This window comes from Nocardia sp. NPDC051463 (assembly GCF_040681975.1).
Classification (GTDB): Bacteria; Actinomycetota; Actinomycetes; order Mycobacteriales; family Mycobacteriaceae; genus Nocardia.
Map to the genome: position 1 here is coordinate 46119 of NZ_JBFBAB010000010.1, position 19411 is coordinate 65529.

At 66.7% G+C, this 19411-nt stretch carries 16 protein-coding genes; 12 read left to right on the plus strand and 4 right to left on the minus strand.

Annotation, left to right across the window (positions count from 1 at the left end; translation table 11 throughout):
* The first annotated feature begins 36 nt into the window (after positions 1-36).
* The 5 genes from AB0M74_RS15820 to AB0M74_RS15840 all read left to right on the plus strand — a co-directional run bounded on the left by AB0M74_RS15820 (position 37) and on the right by AB0M74_RS15840 (position 7130).
* Positions 37-804 (plus strand): hypothetical protein, encoded by a 768-nt coding sequence (locus AB0M74_RS15820; RefSeq protein ID WP_366526962.1) that lies wholly within the window; start codon positions 37-39, stop codon positions 802-804.
* Complete coding sequence (locus tag AB0M74_RS15825; RefSeq protein WP_366526963.1) at positions 801-2951, plus strand: Rv1355c family protein; 2151 nt, start codon at positions 801-803, stop codon at positions 2949-2951. Before AB0M74_RS15820 ends, AB0M74_RS15825 begins: the two co-directional genes overlap by 4 nt.
* Positions 2952-3018: 67 nt before the next feature.
* Positions 3019-4836 (plus strand): GGDEF domain-containing protein, encoded by a 1818-nt coding sequence (locus AB0M74_RS15830; protein ID WP_366527092.1) that lies wholly within the window; start codon positions 3019-3021, stop codon positions 4834-4836.
* Between the two features lie 181 nt (positions 4837-5017).
* Entirely contained in the window at positions 5018-6145 is a 1128-nt protein-coding gene (locus tag AB0M74_RS15835) for a glycosyltransferase (protein WP_366527093.1), read from the plus strand.
* A gap of 112 nt (positions 6146-6257) precedes the next feature.
* The gene (locus tag AB0M74_RS15840) at positions 6258-7130 is read left to right on the plus strand and encodes an SDR family oxidoreductase (protein WP_366527094.1); all 873 of its coding nucleotides are present in this window, start codon (positions 6258-6260) and stop codon (positions 7128-7130) included.
* On the opposite strand, the gene soxR is transcribed toward AB0M74_RS15840, so the two are convergent.
* On the minus strand, positions 7099-7584 hold the full coding sequence (gene soxR / locus AB0M74_RS15845) for a redox-sensitive transcriptional activator SoxR (RefSeq protein WP_328406160.1): 486 nt from the start codon (positions 7582-7584) through the stop codon (positions 7099-7101). The genes AB0M74_RS15840 and soxR overlap by 32 nt on opposite strands.
* 111 nt (positions 7585-7695) lie before the next feature.
* Here soxR and arcA point away from each other — a divergent pair, with 111 nt between their 5' ends.
* Both arcA and AB0M74_RS15855 read left to right on the plus strand, forming a co-directional pair.
* On the plus strand, positions 7696-8994 hold the full coding sequence (arcA, locus tag AB0M74_RS15850; RefSeq protein ID WP_366526964.1) for an arginine deiminase: 1299 nt from the start codon (positions 7696-7698) through the stop codon (positions 8992-8994).
* Positions 8995-9001: 7 nt separating this feature from the next.
* Positions 9002-9361 carry a GntR family transcriptional regulator gene (locus tag AB0M74_RS15855; RefSeq protein ID WP_366527095.1) on the plus strand — a complete coding sequence of 120 codons (360 nt, stop codon included), beginning with the start codon at positions 9002-9004 and terminating at the stop codon, positions 9359-9361.
* A gap of 24 nt (positions 9362-9385) precedes the next feature.
* Here the strand turns inward: AB0M74_RS15855 and AB0M74_RS15860 are convergent, their stop codons facing one another.
* On the minus strand, positions 9386-10987 hold the full coding sequence (locus AB0M74_RS15860; RefSeq protein ID WP_366526965.1) for a phospholipid carrier-dependent glycosyltransferase: 1602 nt from the start codon (positions 10985-10987) through the stop codon (positions 9386-9388).
* Positions 10988-11221: 234 nt separating this feature from the next.
* Between AB0M74_RS15860 and rsmI the strand changes: the two genes are divergently transcribed.
* Entirely contained in the window at positions 11222-12094 is an 873-nt protein-coding gene (gene rsmI / locus AB0M74_RS15865) for a 16S rRNA (cytidine(1402)-2'-O)-methyltransferase (RefSeq protein WP_366526966.1), read from the plus strand.
* Between the two features lie 76 nt (positions 12095-12170).
* Here rsmI and AB0M74_RS15870 read toward each other — a convergent pair whose 3' ends face one another.
* Positions 12171-12830, minus strand: a complete 660-nt coding sequence (locus AB0M74_RS15870; RefSeq protein WP_366526967.1) for an NAD(P)-binding domain-containing protein — start codon at positions 12828-12830, stop codon at positions 12171-12173.
* 126 nt (positions 12831-12956) lie between these two features.
* Here AB0M74_RS15870 and AB0M74_RS15875 point away from each other — a divergent pair, with 126 nt between their 5' ends.
* On the plus strand, positions 12957-13709 hold the full coding sequence (locus tag AB0M74_RS15875) for an isocitrate lyase/phosphoenolpyruvate mutase family protein (protein WP_366526968.1): 753 nt from the start codon (positions 12957-12959) through the stop codon (positions 13707-13709).
* A 188-nt stretch (positions 13710-13897) separates the two neighbouring features.
* On the opposite strand, the gene metG is transcribed toward AB0M74_RS15875, so the two are convergent.
* On the minus strand, positions 13898-15502 hold the full coding sequence (gene metG / locus AB0M74_RS15880) for a methionine--tRNA ligase (protein ID WP_366526969.1): 1605 nt from the start codon (positions 15500-15502) through the stop codon (positions 13898-13900).
* Between the two features lie 89 nt (positions 15503-15591).
* Here metG and AB0M74_RS15885 point away from each other — a divergent pair, with 89 nt between their 5' ends.
* From AB0M74_RS15885 to AB0M74_RS15895, 3 genes are all read left to right on the plus strand, one after another.
* Positions 15592-16419 carry a TatD family hydrolase gene (locus AB0M74_RS15885; protein ID WP_366526970.1) on the plus strand — a complete coding sequence of 276 codons (828 nt, stop codon included), beginning with the start codon at positions 15592-15594 and terminating at the stop codon, positions 16417-16419.
* 168 nt (positions 16420-16587) lie between these two features.
* Complete coding sequence (locus AB0M74_RS15890; protein ID WP_366526971.1) at positions 16588-17718, plus strand: transglycosylase family protein; 1131 nt, start codon at positions 16588-16590, stop codon at positions 17716-17718.
* A 299-nt stretch (positions 17719-18017) separates the two neighbouring features.
* Complete coding sequence (locus tag AB0M74_RS15895) at positions 18018-19184, plus strand: lipase family protein (RefSeq protein ID WP_366526972.1); 1167 nt, start codon at positions 18018-18020, stop codon at positions 19182-19184.
* The last annotated feature ends 227 nt before the right edge of the window (positions 19185-19411 follow it).

Here is a 19411-nt window from a genome sequence, read left to right on the forward strand (position 1 = left end):
GCGCGTGGGCGCGGTGGCTACGGAGTGGGGAACACCATGACTGTCGAGGTGGTCGCAGTCGGCCCAGGGGGCACACGCGATGCCGAGGTGTTGCGCTTTCGGGATATGCATTCCGGATATGTCTTCCATGTCACCACTCCGGAGGCGCATCCCGAGCTCTGGCGTCGATACTTGCGCGGTGCGCTGCGGGTTTACCGGCATTACGACGTGGATCACGCGCTGGAATACGACAAAGTCGAAAACGGCTGTACGACAACATTGTTCTGCGCTGCCGTGGATCCTTCCGGCGCGGTTGTCGCGGGCCTGCGGGCGCAAGGGCCCTACGCGGCGGTCGAGGACGTGCACGCGCTCGGCGCCTGGGCCGGGCGGCCCGGCGCGGAGGCGTTGCGCACGATGATTGCCGAGCGGATACCGGAGGGTGTCGTCGAGGTCAAAGCCCTATGGGTGGCGCGGAACGCGACGCGCCGTTCCGCGCTCACCGCCGCGCTCTCCCGTTGTGTTGTGCACGCGACCTGGCTGCTGGATGCGCGTTTCGGTTTCGTCACCACCGCTTCGCACAGCCTGGAGCTTTATCGCTCCAGTGGTGGGCGAGTTGCCGATCGGATACCGTCTGTGCCCTATCCGGACGACCGTTATCACACGGTCCCGATGTGGTGGGACAACCAGACATATCGGTCATTTGCCACAAAGTTGCAGACGTCATTGATTGCGCTCGAGCGGGCCGCGCTCGAAGCCTGGCACGCACAGCCGCACGGTGGGCACCGGGCGGTCGAACCATGGATCGGAGGACGGGCGCAGGTATGAACGGTGACCCCGGCCCGGTCGCGGACTACCGGCCGTTGATTCTCGATGAAGACGCCCCGCACGACGCCCCGATCCTCCTACAGCTGCGAAAGTCGCCACAGGTCCGCATCGTCGACCTGCGGGATGTGCTGCATAGCGAGCTCGACAAGGTGCGGTCACGACCCGCCCTCGACGAGCCCGATCCGGACCGGTGGATCTACTACCCGTGGCGGCGCACCCTGGTCGGACTGCCCGGCGAGCGCACCTACCGGGCGATCCGGCTCGACCGCAATCGCAACAAGCTCACCAGGGCCGAGCAGGAACGTCTGGCGGGCTTGACAATCGGCGTCGTCGGGCAGAGCGTCGGCCATGCGGTCGCCTACACCCTGGCCATGGAGGGCGCCTGTGGTCTGCTGCGCCTTGCCGATTTCGACGACATCGAACTGTCCAACCTGAACCGGGTGCCGGGCGGCATCTTCGACATCGGGGTGAACAAGTCGATCGTGACCGCACGCCGGATCGCCGAGCTCGACCCCTATCTGCCGGTCGAGGTGCGCACCGCGGGCATCGACGAAGACTCCGTCGACGAATTCCTGACCGGACTGTCGATCGTGATCGAGGAATGCGATTCGCTCGACATCAAATTCGCCGTTCGTGAGGGCGCGCGCAGACATCGCATCCCGCTGCTGATGGATACCAGCGATCGTGGCCTGCTCGATGTCGAACGCTACGACCTGGAACCGGGCCGTCCGCCGTTCCACGGACTGCTCGGCACTACCGAGGGTGCCGACCTACGCGGACTGTCCACCAGGGACAAAGCGCCCCATGTCATGCGGATCCTCGATCCGAAGGAGCTCTCGGCGCGGATGGCCGCGAGTCTGGTGGAAATCGACGAATCGGTCACCACGTGGCCGCAGCTCGGCAGCGATGTGCAGCTCGGCGCGGCCATCGTGGCCGCGGCGGTGCGCAGACTCGGGCTCGGGCAGAAACTTTCGTCCGGGCGTACCCGCATCGATCTGGAGCGTGGTCTCGACGAGCTGGCCGAACCGGAGCCGGTGGGTGAACTGGTGTGCGAGCCGGAAGCTGTCGCGGGCACACCGGCACCGGCGGGGACCGCGCTGCTGAGCGTGCTCGAATGTGCCCAGCGCGCACCATCCGGTGGCAACACCCAGCCGTGGTCGCTGCGGATCGATGGGCCCGACCTGCGGATAGATCTCGCCCGCACGCGCTCCTCGGCCCTCGATATCGGCTATCGGGGCAGCGCGGTGGCGATCGGGGCCGCGCTGCACAACGCGCGCGCCGCGGCTGCCGTGTACGGCATGCTCGGCGAACACGAACTTCTCGAGAGCGAAACCACGGCGTTGACCGCGGTGCTGCGTCTCGGTACGGACACCGATCCGTTGCTGGCTCGCGACTATCAGGCCGCGCTGGCCCGCGAGACCAACCGACGTCTCGGCACAGGTGCGCCGTTGACCGACGGTGTGCTTTCCGGCCTCGCCACGGCCGCCGCCACCGAGGGCGCGACGCTGCACAGCATCACCGATCGAGGAGACCTCGCGACGGCGGCCGAATTGCTCGGCGAATCCGATCGCATCCGCTACCTGACGCCGCGGCTGCATCAGGAGATGTTCGCCGAGCTGCGGTGGCCCGGCGACGATTCGCGCACCGGAATCGACGTCTGCGGTATGGAGTTGGCCGCCGACGAGTACGCGAAGCTCGAGATCGGGCGCCGCGCGGACGTGATGGACCGATTGCGCGAATGGTCCGGTGGCACGGCGCTCGGCGAGCACACCGCCGATCGGGTGCTGTCGAGCTCGGCAGTCGTCGCGGTGACGTTCACCCCCCAGAAGGAGGCCTCGGGGCCCGGACTGACCGACTATGCCCGCGCGGGTGCGGGAATGCAGCGCGTCTGGCTCGAGGCCCAACGGCGTGGACTCGCGGTGCAACCGGTCTCTCCGGTGTTCCTGTACGCACGGCACCCCGACGAGCTGATCGCGATTTCCACGGATTTCGCGGATACACTAGCGTCACTTCAGGGCCGTTTCCTGGACCTGCTGGGAGTGCCTGGGCATGAGATCATGGCATTGGTGCTTCGCCTGAGCTATGCGGCGCCAGCCTCGGTCCGCAGCAGGCGCCTTCCAGTGCCGGGCGCGGGCAACCGCAGCTAGCACGATCGGAGACAAGGTGCCTCGGCGAACGCTCGACTCATTGGTGACCCAGGTCGCCTCCGAGTTGATGGGCGTCGACGCCACGACGATGGTGGCGGCGAGTGAGCGGGTGCTGGCCAGATTGGTCGAGCACTTCGACGTCGATTTCAGCTATTTGCGACACACCGATCGAGAGCGCAGAGCCACCGTGCTCATCGCGGAGTGGCCGCATCGCGGTGATATCCCGGATCCCGATCCGCTGAAGGTCGTGTTCTTCGAGAGCGCGGATTCGGTGTTCCGCGAGCTCGAGCACGCGACCGAGCCGATCGTGGTGCGGCCGACCGTGGAATCGGCCGACTATCAGGAGACGATCCGCCGTTCCTCGGGGATCCCGGAGGTCGCCATGGCCGCCGTCCCGCTGCTTTCGCGCGGTGAATCGACCGGCGCGATCGGCTTCATCAAACAGGGTGATCGGACCTGGAGTACCAGGGAACTCAACGTGCTCAAGGCGATTGCCGCGCTGTTCGCGCAGTTGCAGGCGCGAGTGGTCGCCGAGGAGCGGCTGCGCTACATCGCATTGCACGACGATCTCACCGGACTGGCCAATCGTCGTGCGTTGCTCGAGCACATGGAGGAGCGATTACACGCGGGCAGTCCAGGCCCGGTGGCCGCGTTCTTCCTCGACCTCGATCGACTCAAGGCGCTCAACGATTTCCTCGGCCACACGGCCGGCGACAATTTCATCCGCACGCTGTCCTCGCGACTGCGTGAGAACCTCGACTCGAACGACATGATCGCGCGGCTCGGCGGCGACGAGTTCGTGATCGTGCCCGCCAAACCGATGGACGCGGTGGCGGCCGAGTTGGAGGCGACCAGAATCCAACAGCTCATCGGGCGGCGGGTCACCGTCGGCGGCGAGTCGGTCAGCCGTGGTGCGAGTGTCGGTGTCGCGGTGGGCATCCCGGGGGAGACAACGGTCGCCGATGTCCTGCGCCGGGCCGATCATGCGCTGCTGTCGGCCAAATCGGGTGGCGGCAATGGCGTCGCGGTGTTCACCGATGCCATGCGCGCTCAATTCGAACTGCAGGACGATGTCGAACTCAACCTACGCGGCGCGGTGTCCGACGGGTCGCTGCTGCTGCACTATCAGCCCGAGGTCGACCTGCGCACCGGGCGGATCGTCGCGTTGGAGGCTTTGGTTCGGTGGCTGCACCCGACGCGGGGCCTGTTGCCGCCCGGTGCGTTCGTCAGTGTCGCGGAGGCAACCAATCTGGCGGGTGAACTCGGCCGCTGGGTGATCAGGTCGGCGTGCGCCCAGTTCGCGGAATGGCGGCGGCGTGGCCTGGCCGCGAATGTGGTGATGCGGATCAATGTATCGCCGGTTCAGCTGGTCAGTCTCGATTTCGTGGAGCGCATCGAGGACATCCTGCGGTTGTTCGGCATCGACGGTAGTTCGGTGTGCTTGGAGATCACCGAACATGTTGTGGTGCAGGATCTGGCCCGCACGCAGGTCACACTGCGTGGACTCAAACGAATGGGCGTGCAGATCGCCATCGACGACTTCGGCACCGGCTACAGCTCGCTGTCGCACCTCAAGGCGCTGCCGGTCGACGCGGTGAAGATCGACCGCGGCTTCGTGCAACGCCTCGGCGCGAGCACCGACGACCTCGCGATCGTGAAGTCCATCATCGGCCTGGCCGGATCCTTCGGCCTCGGCGTCGTCGGGGAGGGCGTGGAGACGCCGGTGGCGGCGCGCACCCTGGTCGGTTTGGGTTGCTATCGGGCGCAAGGCTTTCTGATCGCCCGGCCGATGCCCGCAGACGAGGTCGAGCCACATCTCGCGATGGGCCGCATCCCCTTGGACCTCGATCTGCCGCGCGCGGGCCGTGGCACGGCCAGGTACTGATCTACTGCGCGAATCCGCTGTTCAGGCGGCTGCGTCGTCTTCGTTCGGCGCGGCGCAATACGGCTGCCCGGCCCTGCTCGGCCATCGACAGAACCGTCCGGCTGTGTCGTTCTGCGGTTCTTCCACGGCTGTTCACGCACCGTTGGGCGCACCGGTCCCGATCCGCTGCATGATCGGCGGAGTGCGCATCGTGCAGCTGGCGAACTTCTACGGCCCGCGGTCCGGTGGGCTGCGCACCGCACTGCATCACCTCGGTGAGGGCTATGTGGCCGCGGGACACGAGGTGGTGCTGATCGTGCCGGGGCCGCGCCGCGCGGAGGAACTACTGCCGACGGGTGCGGTGCGAATCACGCTGCCCGCCTTGGGTATTCCATGGACCGGCGGCTACCGGGCAGCGGATCCGCGGCGGGTGGCCGACGTGCTGGCGGGCTTGGGTCCTGACGTGCTGGAGGTGTCCGATCGGCTGACGCTGCGCGGATTCGGTCGATGGGCGCGGCGGCGCGAGGTGGCCAGCGTGATGATCTCGCACGAACGGCTGGATCGGCTGCTCGGCCAGGTCATGCCCGGTCCCGCCGCCCGCCGCTGTGCCGACGTGGCCAACCGGCGGACCGCCGCGGACTACGACATCGTCGTGTGCACAACGGAGTTCGCGCGCGCGGAGTTTCTGCGCGTCGGTGCGTCGAATGTCGAACTGGTACCGCTCGGTGTCGATCTGGAGCTGTTCAGTCCGCGTCGGTGCGATCACGCGCTGCGGGCCGATCTCGGTGTACCGGGGTATCCGCTGCTGGTGCACTGCGGCAGGCTCTCGGTGGAGAAGCGGGTCGACCGCAGCATCGAGGCGGTGGGCGCGCTGCGTAAGGCGGGTCTGGAGGCGCGGCTGGTCGTCGCGGGCGAGGGCCCGCGGCGCGAGGCGTTGGAGCGCCGCGCCAAGGCGCTGCCTGCGCTGCCGGGCGGGTTACCCGCAGTACATTTCACCGGGTTCATCTCGGATCGGTCGATGGTGGCGAAACTGCTGGCCACCGCGGACGTTTCGCTGGCGCCCGGTCCACACGAGACCTTCGGCCTCGCCGCGCTGGAGGCGCTCGCGGCCGGGACGCCGGTCGTCGCCAGCCGATCGTCCGCGCTGGCCGATATCGTCACCGCGGAGTGTGGTGCGGTGGCCGCCGATCATCCCTCGGATTTCGCCCGCGCGGTCACCGATGTGCTCGCACTCCCGACCGCGGGGCGCAGGAAAGCCGCGCGCAGTCGGGCCGAACAGTTCACCTGGCCGCGGGCCGTCGCGGGCATGCTCGCGGTCCTCGACCGATGATTGCCTTTACCTGCCACGCGAATTACCGATGATCCTGCGGAGCCGATCGGCGGCGCACAGTACCCTGCGAGGACTGATTCGGGGCTATGGGAGATGGGGTTCACCGGTGCGAATGGTTGGTCGCGGACGGGCAGGCCGCACGACGATGCGGGGCGCCAAGGTGTTGGTGACGGGCGCCGCGAGCGGGATAGGCAGGGCGAGTGCGCTCGCTGCCGCGGCGGACGGCGCCGAGGTGGTGCTGACGGATATCAATGCCGAGGGACTCGACGAGACGGTGTCGGCCATCGGGGCGGCAGGCGGCGTCGTGCTCCTCGCACGGGCGTTGGACATCACCGACTACGACGCGGTCACCGCGTTCGCGAAGGATGTGCACGCGGAGTTCGGGACCCTCGACGTCGTGATGAACATTGCGGGCACCTCGACCTGGGGCACCGTCGAGAACCTCGAACACCGGCATTGGCGAAAAATGGTGGAGGTCAACCTGATGGGCCCGATCCACGTGATCGAGAACTTCGTGCCGCCGATGGTGTGGGCGGGCCGGGGCGGGGCGCTGGTGAACGTGTCCTCGGCGGCGGGTCTGCTCGCGCTGCCGTGGCACGCCGCCTACAGCGCGGGCAAGTTCGGCATCCGCGGCGTCTCCGAGGTACTGCGATTCGATCTGGAGCACCATGGCATTTCGGTGCATCTGGTGGTGCCCGGCGCGGTGAACACGCCGCTGGTGCAGTCCTTCGATCTGGTCGGCATCGACAAGGACGACCCGCGGGTGCGCCGACTGGCGGGTGCGTTCACCAAGCATGCGGTGGAGCCGGAACATGTTGCGTCGCAGATCCTTCGCGGCATCGAACGTAACAGGTTCCTCGTCTACACCTCGTTCGATATCCGGTTCGGGTATTGGTGGTCGCGGAAATTCGCCTACCCCTACGAATTCGTCATCCGCAGAGTCAGTGCTCGCTTCAGCAGGCTGCTGGCTTCGACGGGCAGTTGAGCTGCACATCGAGCACCCTGGCGCCGGGCCCCTGCTCGCCGAGCCGATCGTGCTCGTTGACCAGCCTGCAGCTGCCGAGCGACAGGCATCCGCAGCCGATGCAGCCGGTGAGGTTGTCGCGCAGCCGGGTCAGCTGGGTGATGCGGTCGTCGAGGTCGGTCCGCCAGGTGGTGGACAGGGTCTCCCAGTCGCGTCGGGTGGGGGTACGGCCTTCCGGCAGTTTGTCCAGTGCCGCACGGATGTCGCTGAGTGGGATGCCCACACGCTGCGAAATACGGATGAAGGCGACGCGACGCAGCGTCTCGCGCGCGTACCTGCGCTGATTTCCGCTGGTACGACGGCTCGAGATGAGACCCTCGCGTTCATAGAAGTGCAACGCGGACACCGCTACTCCGCTACGCTCGGACAGCTGCCCGGGGGTCAGTTCCTTTGCTCGCCAGTCGGTTGTCGACATCAACACTCCTCCATTCACCTGAACAATACTTCAGGTTAGGGTGTGCTGGGGCAGGAATCCGACACACTCCAATTGCGTGCTCTTGCGCTCTCGGCGAACTACGGTCGGATCATGGGAGCAGAGGCTGTGCAGGGTGGGCACACGGACGAGCCGGACGGGAACGGGCGCGGGGGCGCCTACGACCCCGGCAGACGCCTCGCCGTCACGTCCGAAGTCGGGACACTGCGCTCGGTGCTGCTGCACCGGCCCGGTGACGAATTGCGCAGGCTGACCCCGCGCAACAACGACCAACTGCTCTTCGACGGCATCCCGTGGGTAGAACGGGCCCAGCAGGAACACGACACGTTCTCCGGCGTGCTGCGCGAACGCGGCGTCGAGGTGCTGCTGCTTGCCGACCTGCTCGCGGACACCCTCGACGTCAGCGGCGCCGCTCGAATCCAGGGCATTTCGGGGGCTGTGGACGCGCGCAGGCTCGGGCACGGGCTCGCCGACGAGCTGGCCGCCTACCTGCGCGGCGTGCCGGCGCGTGAACTGGCCGACATTCTGATGGCAGGCATGACCTTCGACGAACTGCCGTTCGGCCCCGACACGCCCTCGCTGGTGCGCCGGATGCATCACGGCGGCGATTTCGTCATCGATCCGCTACCGAATCTGCTCTTCACCAGGGACTCCTCGTTCTGGGTCGGGCCGCGTGTCGCCATCACCGCGCTCGCCCTGCCCGCCCGGATGCGGGAGACCTCGCTCACCGACCTCATCTACGCCTTCCATCCCCGTTTCCTCGGGGTGCGCCGCGCCTACGAATCGCATACCGCGCCCATCGAGGGCGGCGACGTGCTGCTGCTCGGACCCGGTGTCGTCGCGGTCGGCGTCGGCGAGCGGACCTCGCCCGCCGGGGCGGAGGCGTTGGCGCGCAGTCTGTTCGATGACGGTCTCGCGCACACCGTTCTGGTGGTGCCGATCGCCCAGAATCGCGCGACCATGCACCTGGACACGGTGTGCACGATGGTCGACACCGACGCCATCGTGATGTACCCCGCCGTGCGGGACTCGCTGTGCGCATTCACGATTCACCGCGAAGACGGCTACGGTGGCCGGGACGGCGGTGGGGTGAGCATGCGCGGTCCCGACCCGTTCCTGCCCGCGGCCGCCGAGGCGATGGGCATCGGCAAGATGCGGGTCATCGACACCGGGCTCGACGGTGTCACCGCCGAGCGTGAGCAGTGGGACGACGGCAACAACACCCTGGCACTCGCGCCAGGTGTGGTCGTCGCCTACGAACGCAACGAGATGACCAACTCCCGGCTGACCGACGCGGGCATCGAGGTGCTCCGAATCCCCGGCTCCGAACTGGGCTCCGGGCGCGGCGGCCCACGTTGTCTGTCCTGTCCATTGTCCCGAGATGACGTGTAAGCGAGCCATGTTCAGCATCACCATCACCCACGATTCGCCCGTGCCACCCTACGAGCAGCTCCGGATGGGCATCATCGCGCAAGTGCAGTCGGGCGAGCTGACCGCGGGTACGAAGATCCCGACGGTCCGTGCGCTGGCGGCGGATCTCGGTCTCGCGCCGAACACCGTCGCTCGCGCCTATCGCGAACTCGAGGCCGATGGTGTCGTCGAAACCCGGGGCAGGCAAGGCTCTTTTATCGCCTCCTCCGGTGATCCGACCAAGGATGCGGCGGGCCGGGCCGCCACCGACTATGTCAACGCGATTCGCCGACTCGGTCTGGACAACGAAACCGCCCTGCGCTACGTGAGTTCTGCGCTGGAAAGTTAGGTCCGCGGTAGGCCGAGTGCAGTCCTAACGCCAGCTGGGCAGCCACAGATGAGCGTGCCAGTTGCCGGGCGTGATCGCCATGCCGGTGAGGATCGGCCACAGCCAGACGAAGTTGGCGATGACCAAGCCGAGGTAGATGCAGACCGCCAACAGGCCGAGACTGTGCCGTTCGTTGGGTGCGGCAGGCAGGAAGGTGCCCGCGGGACTGCGGCGGATCGGACTGCTGCGTGCGGGACCGAGGATGTCGCCGAGCACCAGCGCCAGGCCCATCACCAGGAACGGTGCGAGGGCGACGGCGTAGAAGTAGTACATCTGCCGATCGAGGGTGAAGAACCAGGGCAGTAGGGCGGCGCCGTAGCCGACCAGCACCGCGGCGTAGCGCCAGTCGCGGCGGACAACGGTGCGCCACAGCGCCCAGGCGAGCATCGGGAACGCGATCCACCAGATGGCGGGCGTACCGATCAGCATCACGGCCTTCACGCACTGGGTTTGGCCGCAGCCGGTGACGCCGTTGTCGGCGTAGTAGTAGAGCATCGGCCGCAACCCCATCGGCCAGGTCCACGGCTTGGACTCCCAGGGGTGATGGTTACCGGCCGAGTTGGTGAGGCCGTCGTGGAAACGGAGGGTCTCCCCGCTGTAGAACCACAGTGAGCGCAGGGCGTCGGGCAGCCACGAAAAGGCCCCGCCGCGTCCGACCTGATTGCCGACCGCATACCGGTACACGCCGTCCTCGCTGGCGAACCAGGCCCAGTAGGAGGCGAGATAGAGGCCGAGTGGGACGACGACCAGCGCGTACAACGCGGGCCCGACATCCCGCAGTGCGGTGCCGAACCAGGGGCTGCGCACTCCGTATGCGCGTCGCGCTGTCAGGTCGAAGCAGACACTGAGCAGGCCGAAGGCAACCACGAAATAGATGCCGGACCACTTGGTCCCGCAGGCGAGCCCGAGCATCACCCCCGCGCCGAATCGCCACCAGCGCACGCCGAGACGCGGACCCCATGGACTCGCGTCGATGCGGCCCTCGACATCGACGCGCGCGATCCGCGCTCTCACTTCGTCGCGATCGACGATGAGACACCCGAAGGCGGCGGTGATGAATAACGCCATGAAGATGTCGAGCATGCCGATGCGCGAGGAGACGAAGATGACCCCGTCCGCGATCAGCAGGATGCCCGCGATCGCCCCGACCAGCGTGGAGCGTGTCATCCGCCGCGTGATGCGGATGACCAGCAGGACCAACAGGGTGCCCGCCAGCGCGGCGGTGAAGCGCCAGCCCCAGCCGTTGTAGCCGAACATCCACTCGCCGATCGCGATCAGCTGTTTACCGACCGGCGGGTGCACCACCAGCCCGTAGCCGGGATTGTCCTCGACCCAGCCGCCGGTGAGCATCTGCCAACCCTGCGGGGCGTAGTGCTTCTCGTCGAAGACCGGAGTGTGCGCATCGGTCGGGTAATCCAGGTTGGTGAACCGGGTTACCGCGGCGATCGCGGTCAGGAACACGGTGACCGCCCAGCCGCGAACGGTGTCGAGTGGCCCGAAATCGGGCGACGGCCGTAGAGGCGCGGGGCTCGACCAGGAGGGCACGGCCCCTGGTGCGGTCGCGCGCTGGTCGGTCACCTGGGTCACGCCCCGATCGTATGCTGTGCGCCCCGAGAGGATGCGCATCGGTGAGCGTGCCGCCGCGCGAATCACAGTGCGTGCGACTTCGGACGGGGGCGCCTCGGTGGGGCCGATGGTCCGGATCGGCAGCGGATGGCGGGCCTTGGGCGGGCGTGGTCGGGATCGACGCTGCCCGGTCGATACGCTGCTACCGGGGCAATTTTCTGGACGAGGCCGATGTGTGGTCGAGGTAGGAGTGCGGTGACGGACGAGGCGGCAACCGGTGCGAGCGCGACGGGCAGGCTGGTGCTCGGTGCGACGCCGATGGGTGACATCGGTGACGCGTCGCAGCGACTGCGCGATGCGCTGGGGTCCGCCGATATCATCGCCGCCGAGGACACTCGGCGGACACGAGCGCTGGCGAAGGCGCTCGGAGTGGAGATCACCGGACGGGTGGTCAGGTTCGACGACCATGTCGAGTCCGCGAAGATTCCGGCATTGCTCGGCGATATCGAGGACGGGCTGACGGTGCTGCTGGTGACCGACGCGGGGATGCCGTCGGTCAGCGACCCCGGTTATCGCCTGGTCGCGGCGTGCGTAGCGCGGGAGCTTCCGGTGACCTGCCTTCCTGGTCCATCCGCGGTGACGACCGCGCTGGCCTTGTCCGGCTTGCCGGTGGAGCGGTTCTGCTTCGATGGTTTCGCACCACGTAAGTCCGGCCAGCGCCGAGAGTGGTTGCGTACCTTGATCAGCGAGCCACGAACCTGTGTCTACTTCGAAGCGCCGCACCGGTTGGCCGATTCCCTCGCCGATGCGGTCGAGGTACTCGGACCCGACCGTCGAGTCGCGGTCTGCCGCGAACTGACCAAGACCTACGAAGAGGTGGTGCGCGGCACGCTCGCCGAGGTAGCGGCCTGGGCCGTCGACGGCGCGCGCGGCGAGATCACCGTGGTCGTGGCCGGTGCGCAACCCAAGTCCGCCGATCCCGCGGATCTGGTCGGGGAGGTCGAAGCCCTCACCGCCGAAGGACTCCGACTCAAGGACGCGTGCGCCCGGGTAGCCACCGCGAACGGCGCTTCCCGCAACGAGCTCTACGACGCCGTCCTCGCCGCTCGCCGCGACTACGTGGAATAGTGCGGCCGCCCGTTGTGAAATGGCGGCCCGAGCCTGAGACCACCATTCACTGACATCGTCGCGGGCGGGGGCGGGGCTACTGGTAGCTGGGGGTGGCGGGGATGGGTTTGCCCTCGGTGACTGCGTCCACGACCGCAGGTGCGTCGGCTGCGCGGTATTCCTCACCGTAGACCGCACCGGTGCGGCGGGGGGCTTCCATCACGGCCGCGTCAGCGGTGCCGCCGAGGTCGATCGGGATGAAGCCTGCGTCGGTGATCAACCCGGCGACGATGCTCTTGGCCTCCACGTCGTCGCCGCAGAGCCATTGCACGATACGGTCGTCGCCGGTCCTGGTCGCCGTCTGCGCCTGGAATGCGGCGGTGAGGGTGTTGAAGGACTTGGTGTAGCGCGCGCCCGACATCCGCTCGGCGTTGAATTGGGCGGCGGTGCGCCCTTCCGGTGGTTGTGGTGCGCCGAACTGGTTGGTGGTGTCGATGACGATCTTGCCTGCCAGCGAACCCAGCTGCGGCAAGGCTTCGGGCAACACCGGCCATGGCACCGAGATCACCACCACCTCGCCGAATGCGACGGCTTCCGCGGGCGTGCCGATCGTGACGGTCGGGCCGATCGAGGCCGCGAGAGCCCGCAGCGTCTCCTGGTCGCGGCTGAAGGCGAGCATGAGCTCATGCCCGGCTCCGGCCAGTTGGCGGGCGATCCCGCCGCCGATGTGTCCCGCACCGACGATGCCGACCTTCATTGTGCTCCAATCATCTTGCGTAGCTGTAGTTTTCCCGTTGCAGACTCTGTCATCTGCGGCGCCCGGCCGCCTTCCTCCGCGCGACACTGGAGGAGGTTTTCGCTATCGGCTGACACAATTGATTCCATGACCTCACTGGAAGGCAAGGCCAAGGCATTTCTCGAGCTGCATCGCCCCGGCGATCCCGCCGTCTTTCCCACGGTGTGGGATGCGTGGTCGGCAAACCTCGCGGTGGCCGCGGGTTTCTCGGCCCTGACCCTCGGCAGTCACCCGGTCGCGGACTCGGTCGGCCGCAGCGACAACGAGGGGATGACCTTCGCGGAGCTGCTGACCCGGGTCCGTCAGATCACCGAGGTCGTCGACGTTCCGGTGTCGGTCGATATCGAATCCGGCTACGGGCTCGAGCCCGCCCAGCTCATCGAGGGGCTGTTGGAGGCGGGCGCGATCGGCCTCAATATCGAGGACACCGTGCACAGCGAGGACGGTCGGCTGCGCGGCGCCGAGGAACACGCGGCCTTCGTGCACGGTCTGCGTCAGTACGCCGACGCGGCAGGTGTGCACATGGTCGTCAACGCCCGTACCGACATGTTCCTGCGGGCGGACGGCGACGAATCCGATCGCCTCGACCGCGCCATCGCACGACTGAAGCTGGCCGCGGCGGCGGGCGCCGACGTGCTGTTCCCTGTCGGCCGCCACTCCGATACGGACCTGCGCCGCCTGACGAGCGAACTACCGCTTCCGGTCAGCATGGTCGCGGTGCCGGGCGAGTCCGACAAGGCGGTGCTCGCCGACCAGGGTGTTGCCCGAATAAGCTTCGGACCCTACCTGCAGTTCGCGCTCGCCGCCGAGGCCAACCGGCTCCTCGACCGCTGGAAGTAGGCCGTACGCCTCGGCTCGCTCGGCGATGACCTCGAGTTGGTCGTCGTGCTCGGTCACGGCGTGCTCGGCCCACCCGACCACCGTGCGCAACCGGCTGTTCGGCGGCGCTGGACCAGCTGGCCTCGAATACCCGAGAGCCCCCGACCTTCGCGAGGCGAAGGCCGGGGGCTCTTGCACGTAACTTGTTGCTACGCTTCGGTTTTCGGCTCCACATAGCGCGGGTAGACCGCCTGCGGCGCGGGCAGCGGGACACCGGCCTCGATCGGCGTCGCGATGTCGGCGAAGGTGCGGTTCTGCTGTGCGAGCAGGTCCAGGATCTTGCCCGCCGACCCCGGCATCACCGGCTGCACCAGGATGGCGACGATGCGCAGCACCTCGAGCGTCACATACAGCACCGTCGCCTCGCGGGCGAGGTCCTCCTCGGTGCCGGACTTGGCCAGCGTCCACGGCGCCTGGGCGGAAAAGTACTTGTTGGCCTCACCGAGGGTCAACCAAATCGCTTCCAGCGCCAAATGCATTTGCTGAGTATCGAATTCGATGCGGCAGCGATCCAGTAGGCCATTGGCCCTGTCGAGCAGGGCGCGGTCGTCGTCGGTGAACTCACCCGGGGTCGGCACCGCGCTGTTGCAGTCCCTCGCCACCATCTTCAGGCTGCGCTGCACCAGGTTGCCGAATTCGTTGGCGAGGTCGCTGTTGATCCGGCCGACGATCGCGTCGTGGCTGTAGCTGCCATCCTGGCCGTAGGAGATTTCGCGCAGCAGGAAGAAGCGCACCGCGTCGAGCCCGAAGGCGTCGACCAGGGCGAGCGGGTCGACGACATTGCCGACCGACTTGGACATCTTCTCGCCCTTGTTGTACAGGAACCCGTGCACGAAAACGCGTTTCGGCAGTGTGACGCCTGCCGACATCAGGAACGCGGGCCAGTACACCGTGTGGAAGCGGGAGATGTCCTTGCCGATGATGTGCACATCGGCGGGCCAGAACTGCTGGAACGCGGCGGATTCCGTGTCCGGGAAGCCGACGCCGGTGATGTAGTTGGTCAGCGCGTCGACCCACACGTACATCACATGATCGGGATGCCCCGGTACCGGAACGCCCCAGTCGAAGGTGGTCCGGGAGATGGACAAATCCTTCAGGCCGGCCTTCACATAGCTGACGATTTCGTTGCGCCGGGTCGCGGGCGCGATGAATTCGGGATGTTCCTCATAGAGCGCGAGCAGCTTGTCCTGGTAGTTCGAGAGCCGGAAGAAGTAGTTCGATTCCTCGGTCCACTCGACCGGTGTCTTCGACTCGGTGGAGATCCGCGTGCCGTCCTCCAGCAGCGTGGTCTCTTCGTCGGTGTAGAACGCCTCGTCGCGCACCGAATACCAGCCGGAGTAGGTACCGAGGTAGATGTCACCGTTGGCGAGCATCCGCTCCCACAGCGCGATGCTGGCGACCTGATGATCGGCATCGGTGGTACGGATGAACCGATCGAAGGAAATATCGAGGGTCTTGTCCAGCGCTTCGAACACGTCCGAGTTGCGCGACGCGAGTTCCTCCACCGGGATGCCCTCGGCGATCGCGGTCTGCTGCACCTTCTGACCGTGCTCGTCGGTGCCGGTCATGAAGAACACGTCGTACCCGTCGAGCCGCTTGAACCGGGCAATGGCGTCCGCCGAGATGTACTCGTAGGCGTGCCCGATATGCGGCGCACCGTTCGGGTACGCGATGGCCGTGGTGACATAGAAGGCGGGGCGTTCGGCTGCGCTCATGGTGTGTCTACTGTAATGCGCGTGGTTTCCAACCCTCACGCGAATATCCCCGGACGAGGCGCGGCTGCGCCCTTGTCCGCAGGCGCCGCTTCTCGTGGCACTGTGATCCGGTCTGTCGGGACGCGCCGATGAGTGACAAGCGCCCGGCTCCGGCGCTTCCGGAACCCCTTGCCCCTCTGGTGGATGCGCACACTCACCTCGATGCCTGCGGCGCGACCGATGCCGAATCGACGGCGGTCATCATGGACCGTGCGGCGTCGGTCGGTGTCGGACAGGTCGTCACCGTCGCCGACGATCTCGCCGCCGCGCAGTGGGCCGTGCGGGCCGCCAATCGGGATGCGCGGGTGTACGCCGCTGTCGCCTTGCATCCGACCCGGGCGAATGCGCTCGACGATGTGGCGAAGGCCGAGTTGGAGCGACTGGCCGCCGATCGAAGGGTTGTTGCGATCGGCGAGACCGGACTCGACTACTACTGGCCGGGCAAGCTCGACGGGTGCGCCGATATCGAGACGCAGATCGAAGGCTTTCGCTGGCATATCGATCTGGCGAAACGCCTGGATAAGCCGTTGATGATCCACAACCGCGAGGCCGACCACGACTTGCTGACGGTCTTGCTCGACGAGGGCGCACCGGAGACGGTCATCTTCCATTGCTTCTCCTCCGACACCAATATGGCGCTGGCGTGCGTGGCCGAGGGCTACATCCTCAGCTTTTCCGGCACCGTGAGCTTCAAGAACGCGCACGAATTGCGCGAAGCCGCCAAGGTGGTGCCCGATGAACAGATTCTGGTGGAGACCGACGCGCCATATCTGACTCCGCATCCATTCCGTGGTGCGCCGAACGAACCGTATTGCCTGCCGTACACGGTGCGGGCGCTCGCTGAACTGCGTGCGCAGGATGCGGCGGAATTCGCCGAGATCACCACCGCCAATGCGCGCCGCATCTACGGCATCTGAGCCACGGTCGCGTTTAAGACCCTGACGGTTCCATTGTGTTCTAGGTCACTATTGATGGTGCGTTTTGTGATCTACCTGCGGTAGCGATATCGCTCCGTGATCCCTGAAGGCCCCGCTACGCAATCCCCGGTTGTCGACCCCTGACCGCTTCGTTATCGTACTGTGACCATGTCTCCATTCACGAGGATCAACGAGTCTCGCTCGCCGATGCTGCACGCGGCGGTGGCGGCACTGCTCGTGACGCTGATCGTCGGCGCCGCGATGGCGATCGTGAACCGTAAGACGGTGACGGTTGTCGTCGACGGTCAAATATGGACGCAGGACACCATGTCGCGCAATGTCGGCGGTGTGCTGAAGGCCGCCGGATTCGATGTGGACGATCGGGACCTCGTCCAGCCCGCGCGGTCGGCGACCGTTGCCGATGGCGCGACGATCAGGTTGAACCGGGCGCGGGAAGTCACGCTGTCGGTGGACGGCAAACCGCAAAAAGTGTGGTCCACGGGATTGACCGCAGGCGATGTCCTCGAGCAGCTGCGCCTGCCCGCCGACACCTTCGTTTCCCCGGCGCGCAAGGAAAAGCTGCCGCTGGAAGGTGCGGCGCTGAATGTGTTCAGCCCACGCTCGGTGTCACTGCTCGACGGCTTCGGGCAGCCGGTCGATGTTCGGCTCGCGGCGCCGACGGTCGGTGACTTCCTCACTGCGGCGGGCATTCCGTTGATTCAGCAGGACTCGGTGGAGCCCGCTGCGACCACAACGGTGACCGATGGTCTGCGCATCGTGGTAACTCGCAAGCGGATCGAAAACCGCACGGAGACAGTGCCGTTGGATCCGCCGGAGAACGTGATCGAAGACCCGACGATGAACATGAGCCGCACCGTGGTGGAGACGCCGGGTGCGCCAGGGGTTCAGGACGTCACCTTCGCGGTCACCATGGTGAACGGCCAAGAAGAGAGCAGGCAGCCGATCGCCTCGAATATCATGGTGACCGCGCAGCCCAAGACCGTCCGCAAGGGCGCCAAACCGGGTACCGAGGTGCCACCGGTGCGCGACGGTGCGATCTGGGACGCACTTGCTCGTTGCGAATCGACCGGAAACTGGGCGATCAATACCGGTAACGGTTATTTCGGTGGCATTCAGTTCGATCAAAGCACTTGGGAAAGGCAGGGCGGCCTGAAGTATGCGCCGCGGGCCGATATGGCGACCAGGGAAGAGCAGATCGCTATCGCTGAAGTCACCCGTGGCCGTCAAGGTTGGGGTGCCTGGCCCTCGTGCACCAGTCGCCTCGGTATCGGGGGCTGACCCGCCGCTGCGTGTATTCGTACCGCGCGAGTTGGATGCCGCGAGGTTGCGGTCGGGGTCCTGGGGTGAGTGTCGTCGGGTTTTCGGTGTTCCCGTGCGATGTCCATATGCCGCTGAATTGTTTGGTTCGGTTAGTGGAAAGGGCACGCCGAGTAATCACTGCGTGCGCGGAATTGTCGAGTGATCTCTGTATCTTTACGAGATTGCTCAGGATTCGCCACGAAGGCTTGGCGGTCGGGCACTGAACTGCACACTCGTCCAAGTTTGGGGTGGTTGGGGTTGGCGAGATGAGATGTTCGATGCGATTACCGTGGACGTTCGGTCGGACTGCGGTTGCGGTGGTGGCGGCCGCTGGCGTTGTGCTGGGGGTGACGAGTGCGCCTGCCGGCGCATCGGAACCGGGTGAGGTGCTTTCCGCGGTCGCGCAGGCGGATGGTTGGCACGGGATGTCCGGTGGGTCGGTGATCGAGTACTGGATGCGCGGTTCCGACGGCACGCCGCGACCGGCCAGTGGAGCACTCTTCGTCCCCGCGGGGGCGCCACCCGCGGGGGGTTGGCCGGTAATGGCCTTCGATCACGGCACGACGGGGCTCGGTGCCGGCTGCGGTGGGCAGGCCGATCCCGCCAGCAATCCATTCCAGCGCAGTCAGGCCAAACAAGATCAGATGATGCGGCACATGGTGGGGAGGGGTATCGCGGTGGTGGCGCCCGACTATCTAGGGCTCGGGCGGTTCGACACCGGGCCGCACCCGTATCTGGAAATCGGCACCGAGGCGACCGCCACCATCGATCTGGTTCGCGCGGCACGCACGGTCCGGCCCGAACTATCGCGGACGTGGGGCGTCATCGGCGCCTCCCAGGGTGGGCAGGCCGCGCTCGGCGCCGGACACCTGCAGGCGAGCTACGCCCCTGACCTCGACTTCCGCGGCGCCATCGCGATCGACCCCGAGTCCGACGTCGAAAAGGTTCTCCCGCTGGCCGGGCCCGCCATCCCCGCGATTCCGAACACCGAAGGTGTGCTGAGCTTCTATGTGAGCATCCTGGCCGGGCTACGCGAGGCGCGTCCCGATCTCGACGTCAACGGATACCTGACCCCACTCGGCCGGTCGGTCCTCGACGACATCGGCACCGAATGCCTCGACACCATCATCGCGCGCGTGCGGGGGCTCGGCGTCGGTGAATTGATGGCCCGTCCGCTGTCGGACGAACGGATGCGCGCCGCCCTCGACGCCTATATGACGGTGCCTACCAGCGGCTACGACGCGCCGATCCTGTTGCTGCTCAATGCGACCGACACTGTCGTTCCCTCGCCGCTGCACGCCGCGCTCGTCGCCCAGTTCGTCGCCAACCGCGTCGACTTCCAGGCCGTGGTCGGCACCGGAAAACACACTCAGCTCAACCCGCAGATGTCCAACGCGATCGACGAATTCCTCGCGCGTATCTTCGCGGTGCCGTCCCAGGGCTGATGCCACCGAGCCGTGGCGAGGACTGCTTTTCGGGCCGGCTGCCTTCGGCAGGTCCTCCGGACGCCGCGGACCTCTGCATTGCGGGCTGACGCGCACAGAGGGGCCGGTACGGGGTGCCGCTCGATGTGGTGTGCTCCATTTTCCGGCGGTGTCCTGATGCGCGGGTGGTGTCCTGATGCGGGGTGTGCAGAGGGGGTGGTGTGCAGATGTGGGGGTGCTGTCCTGTT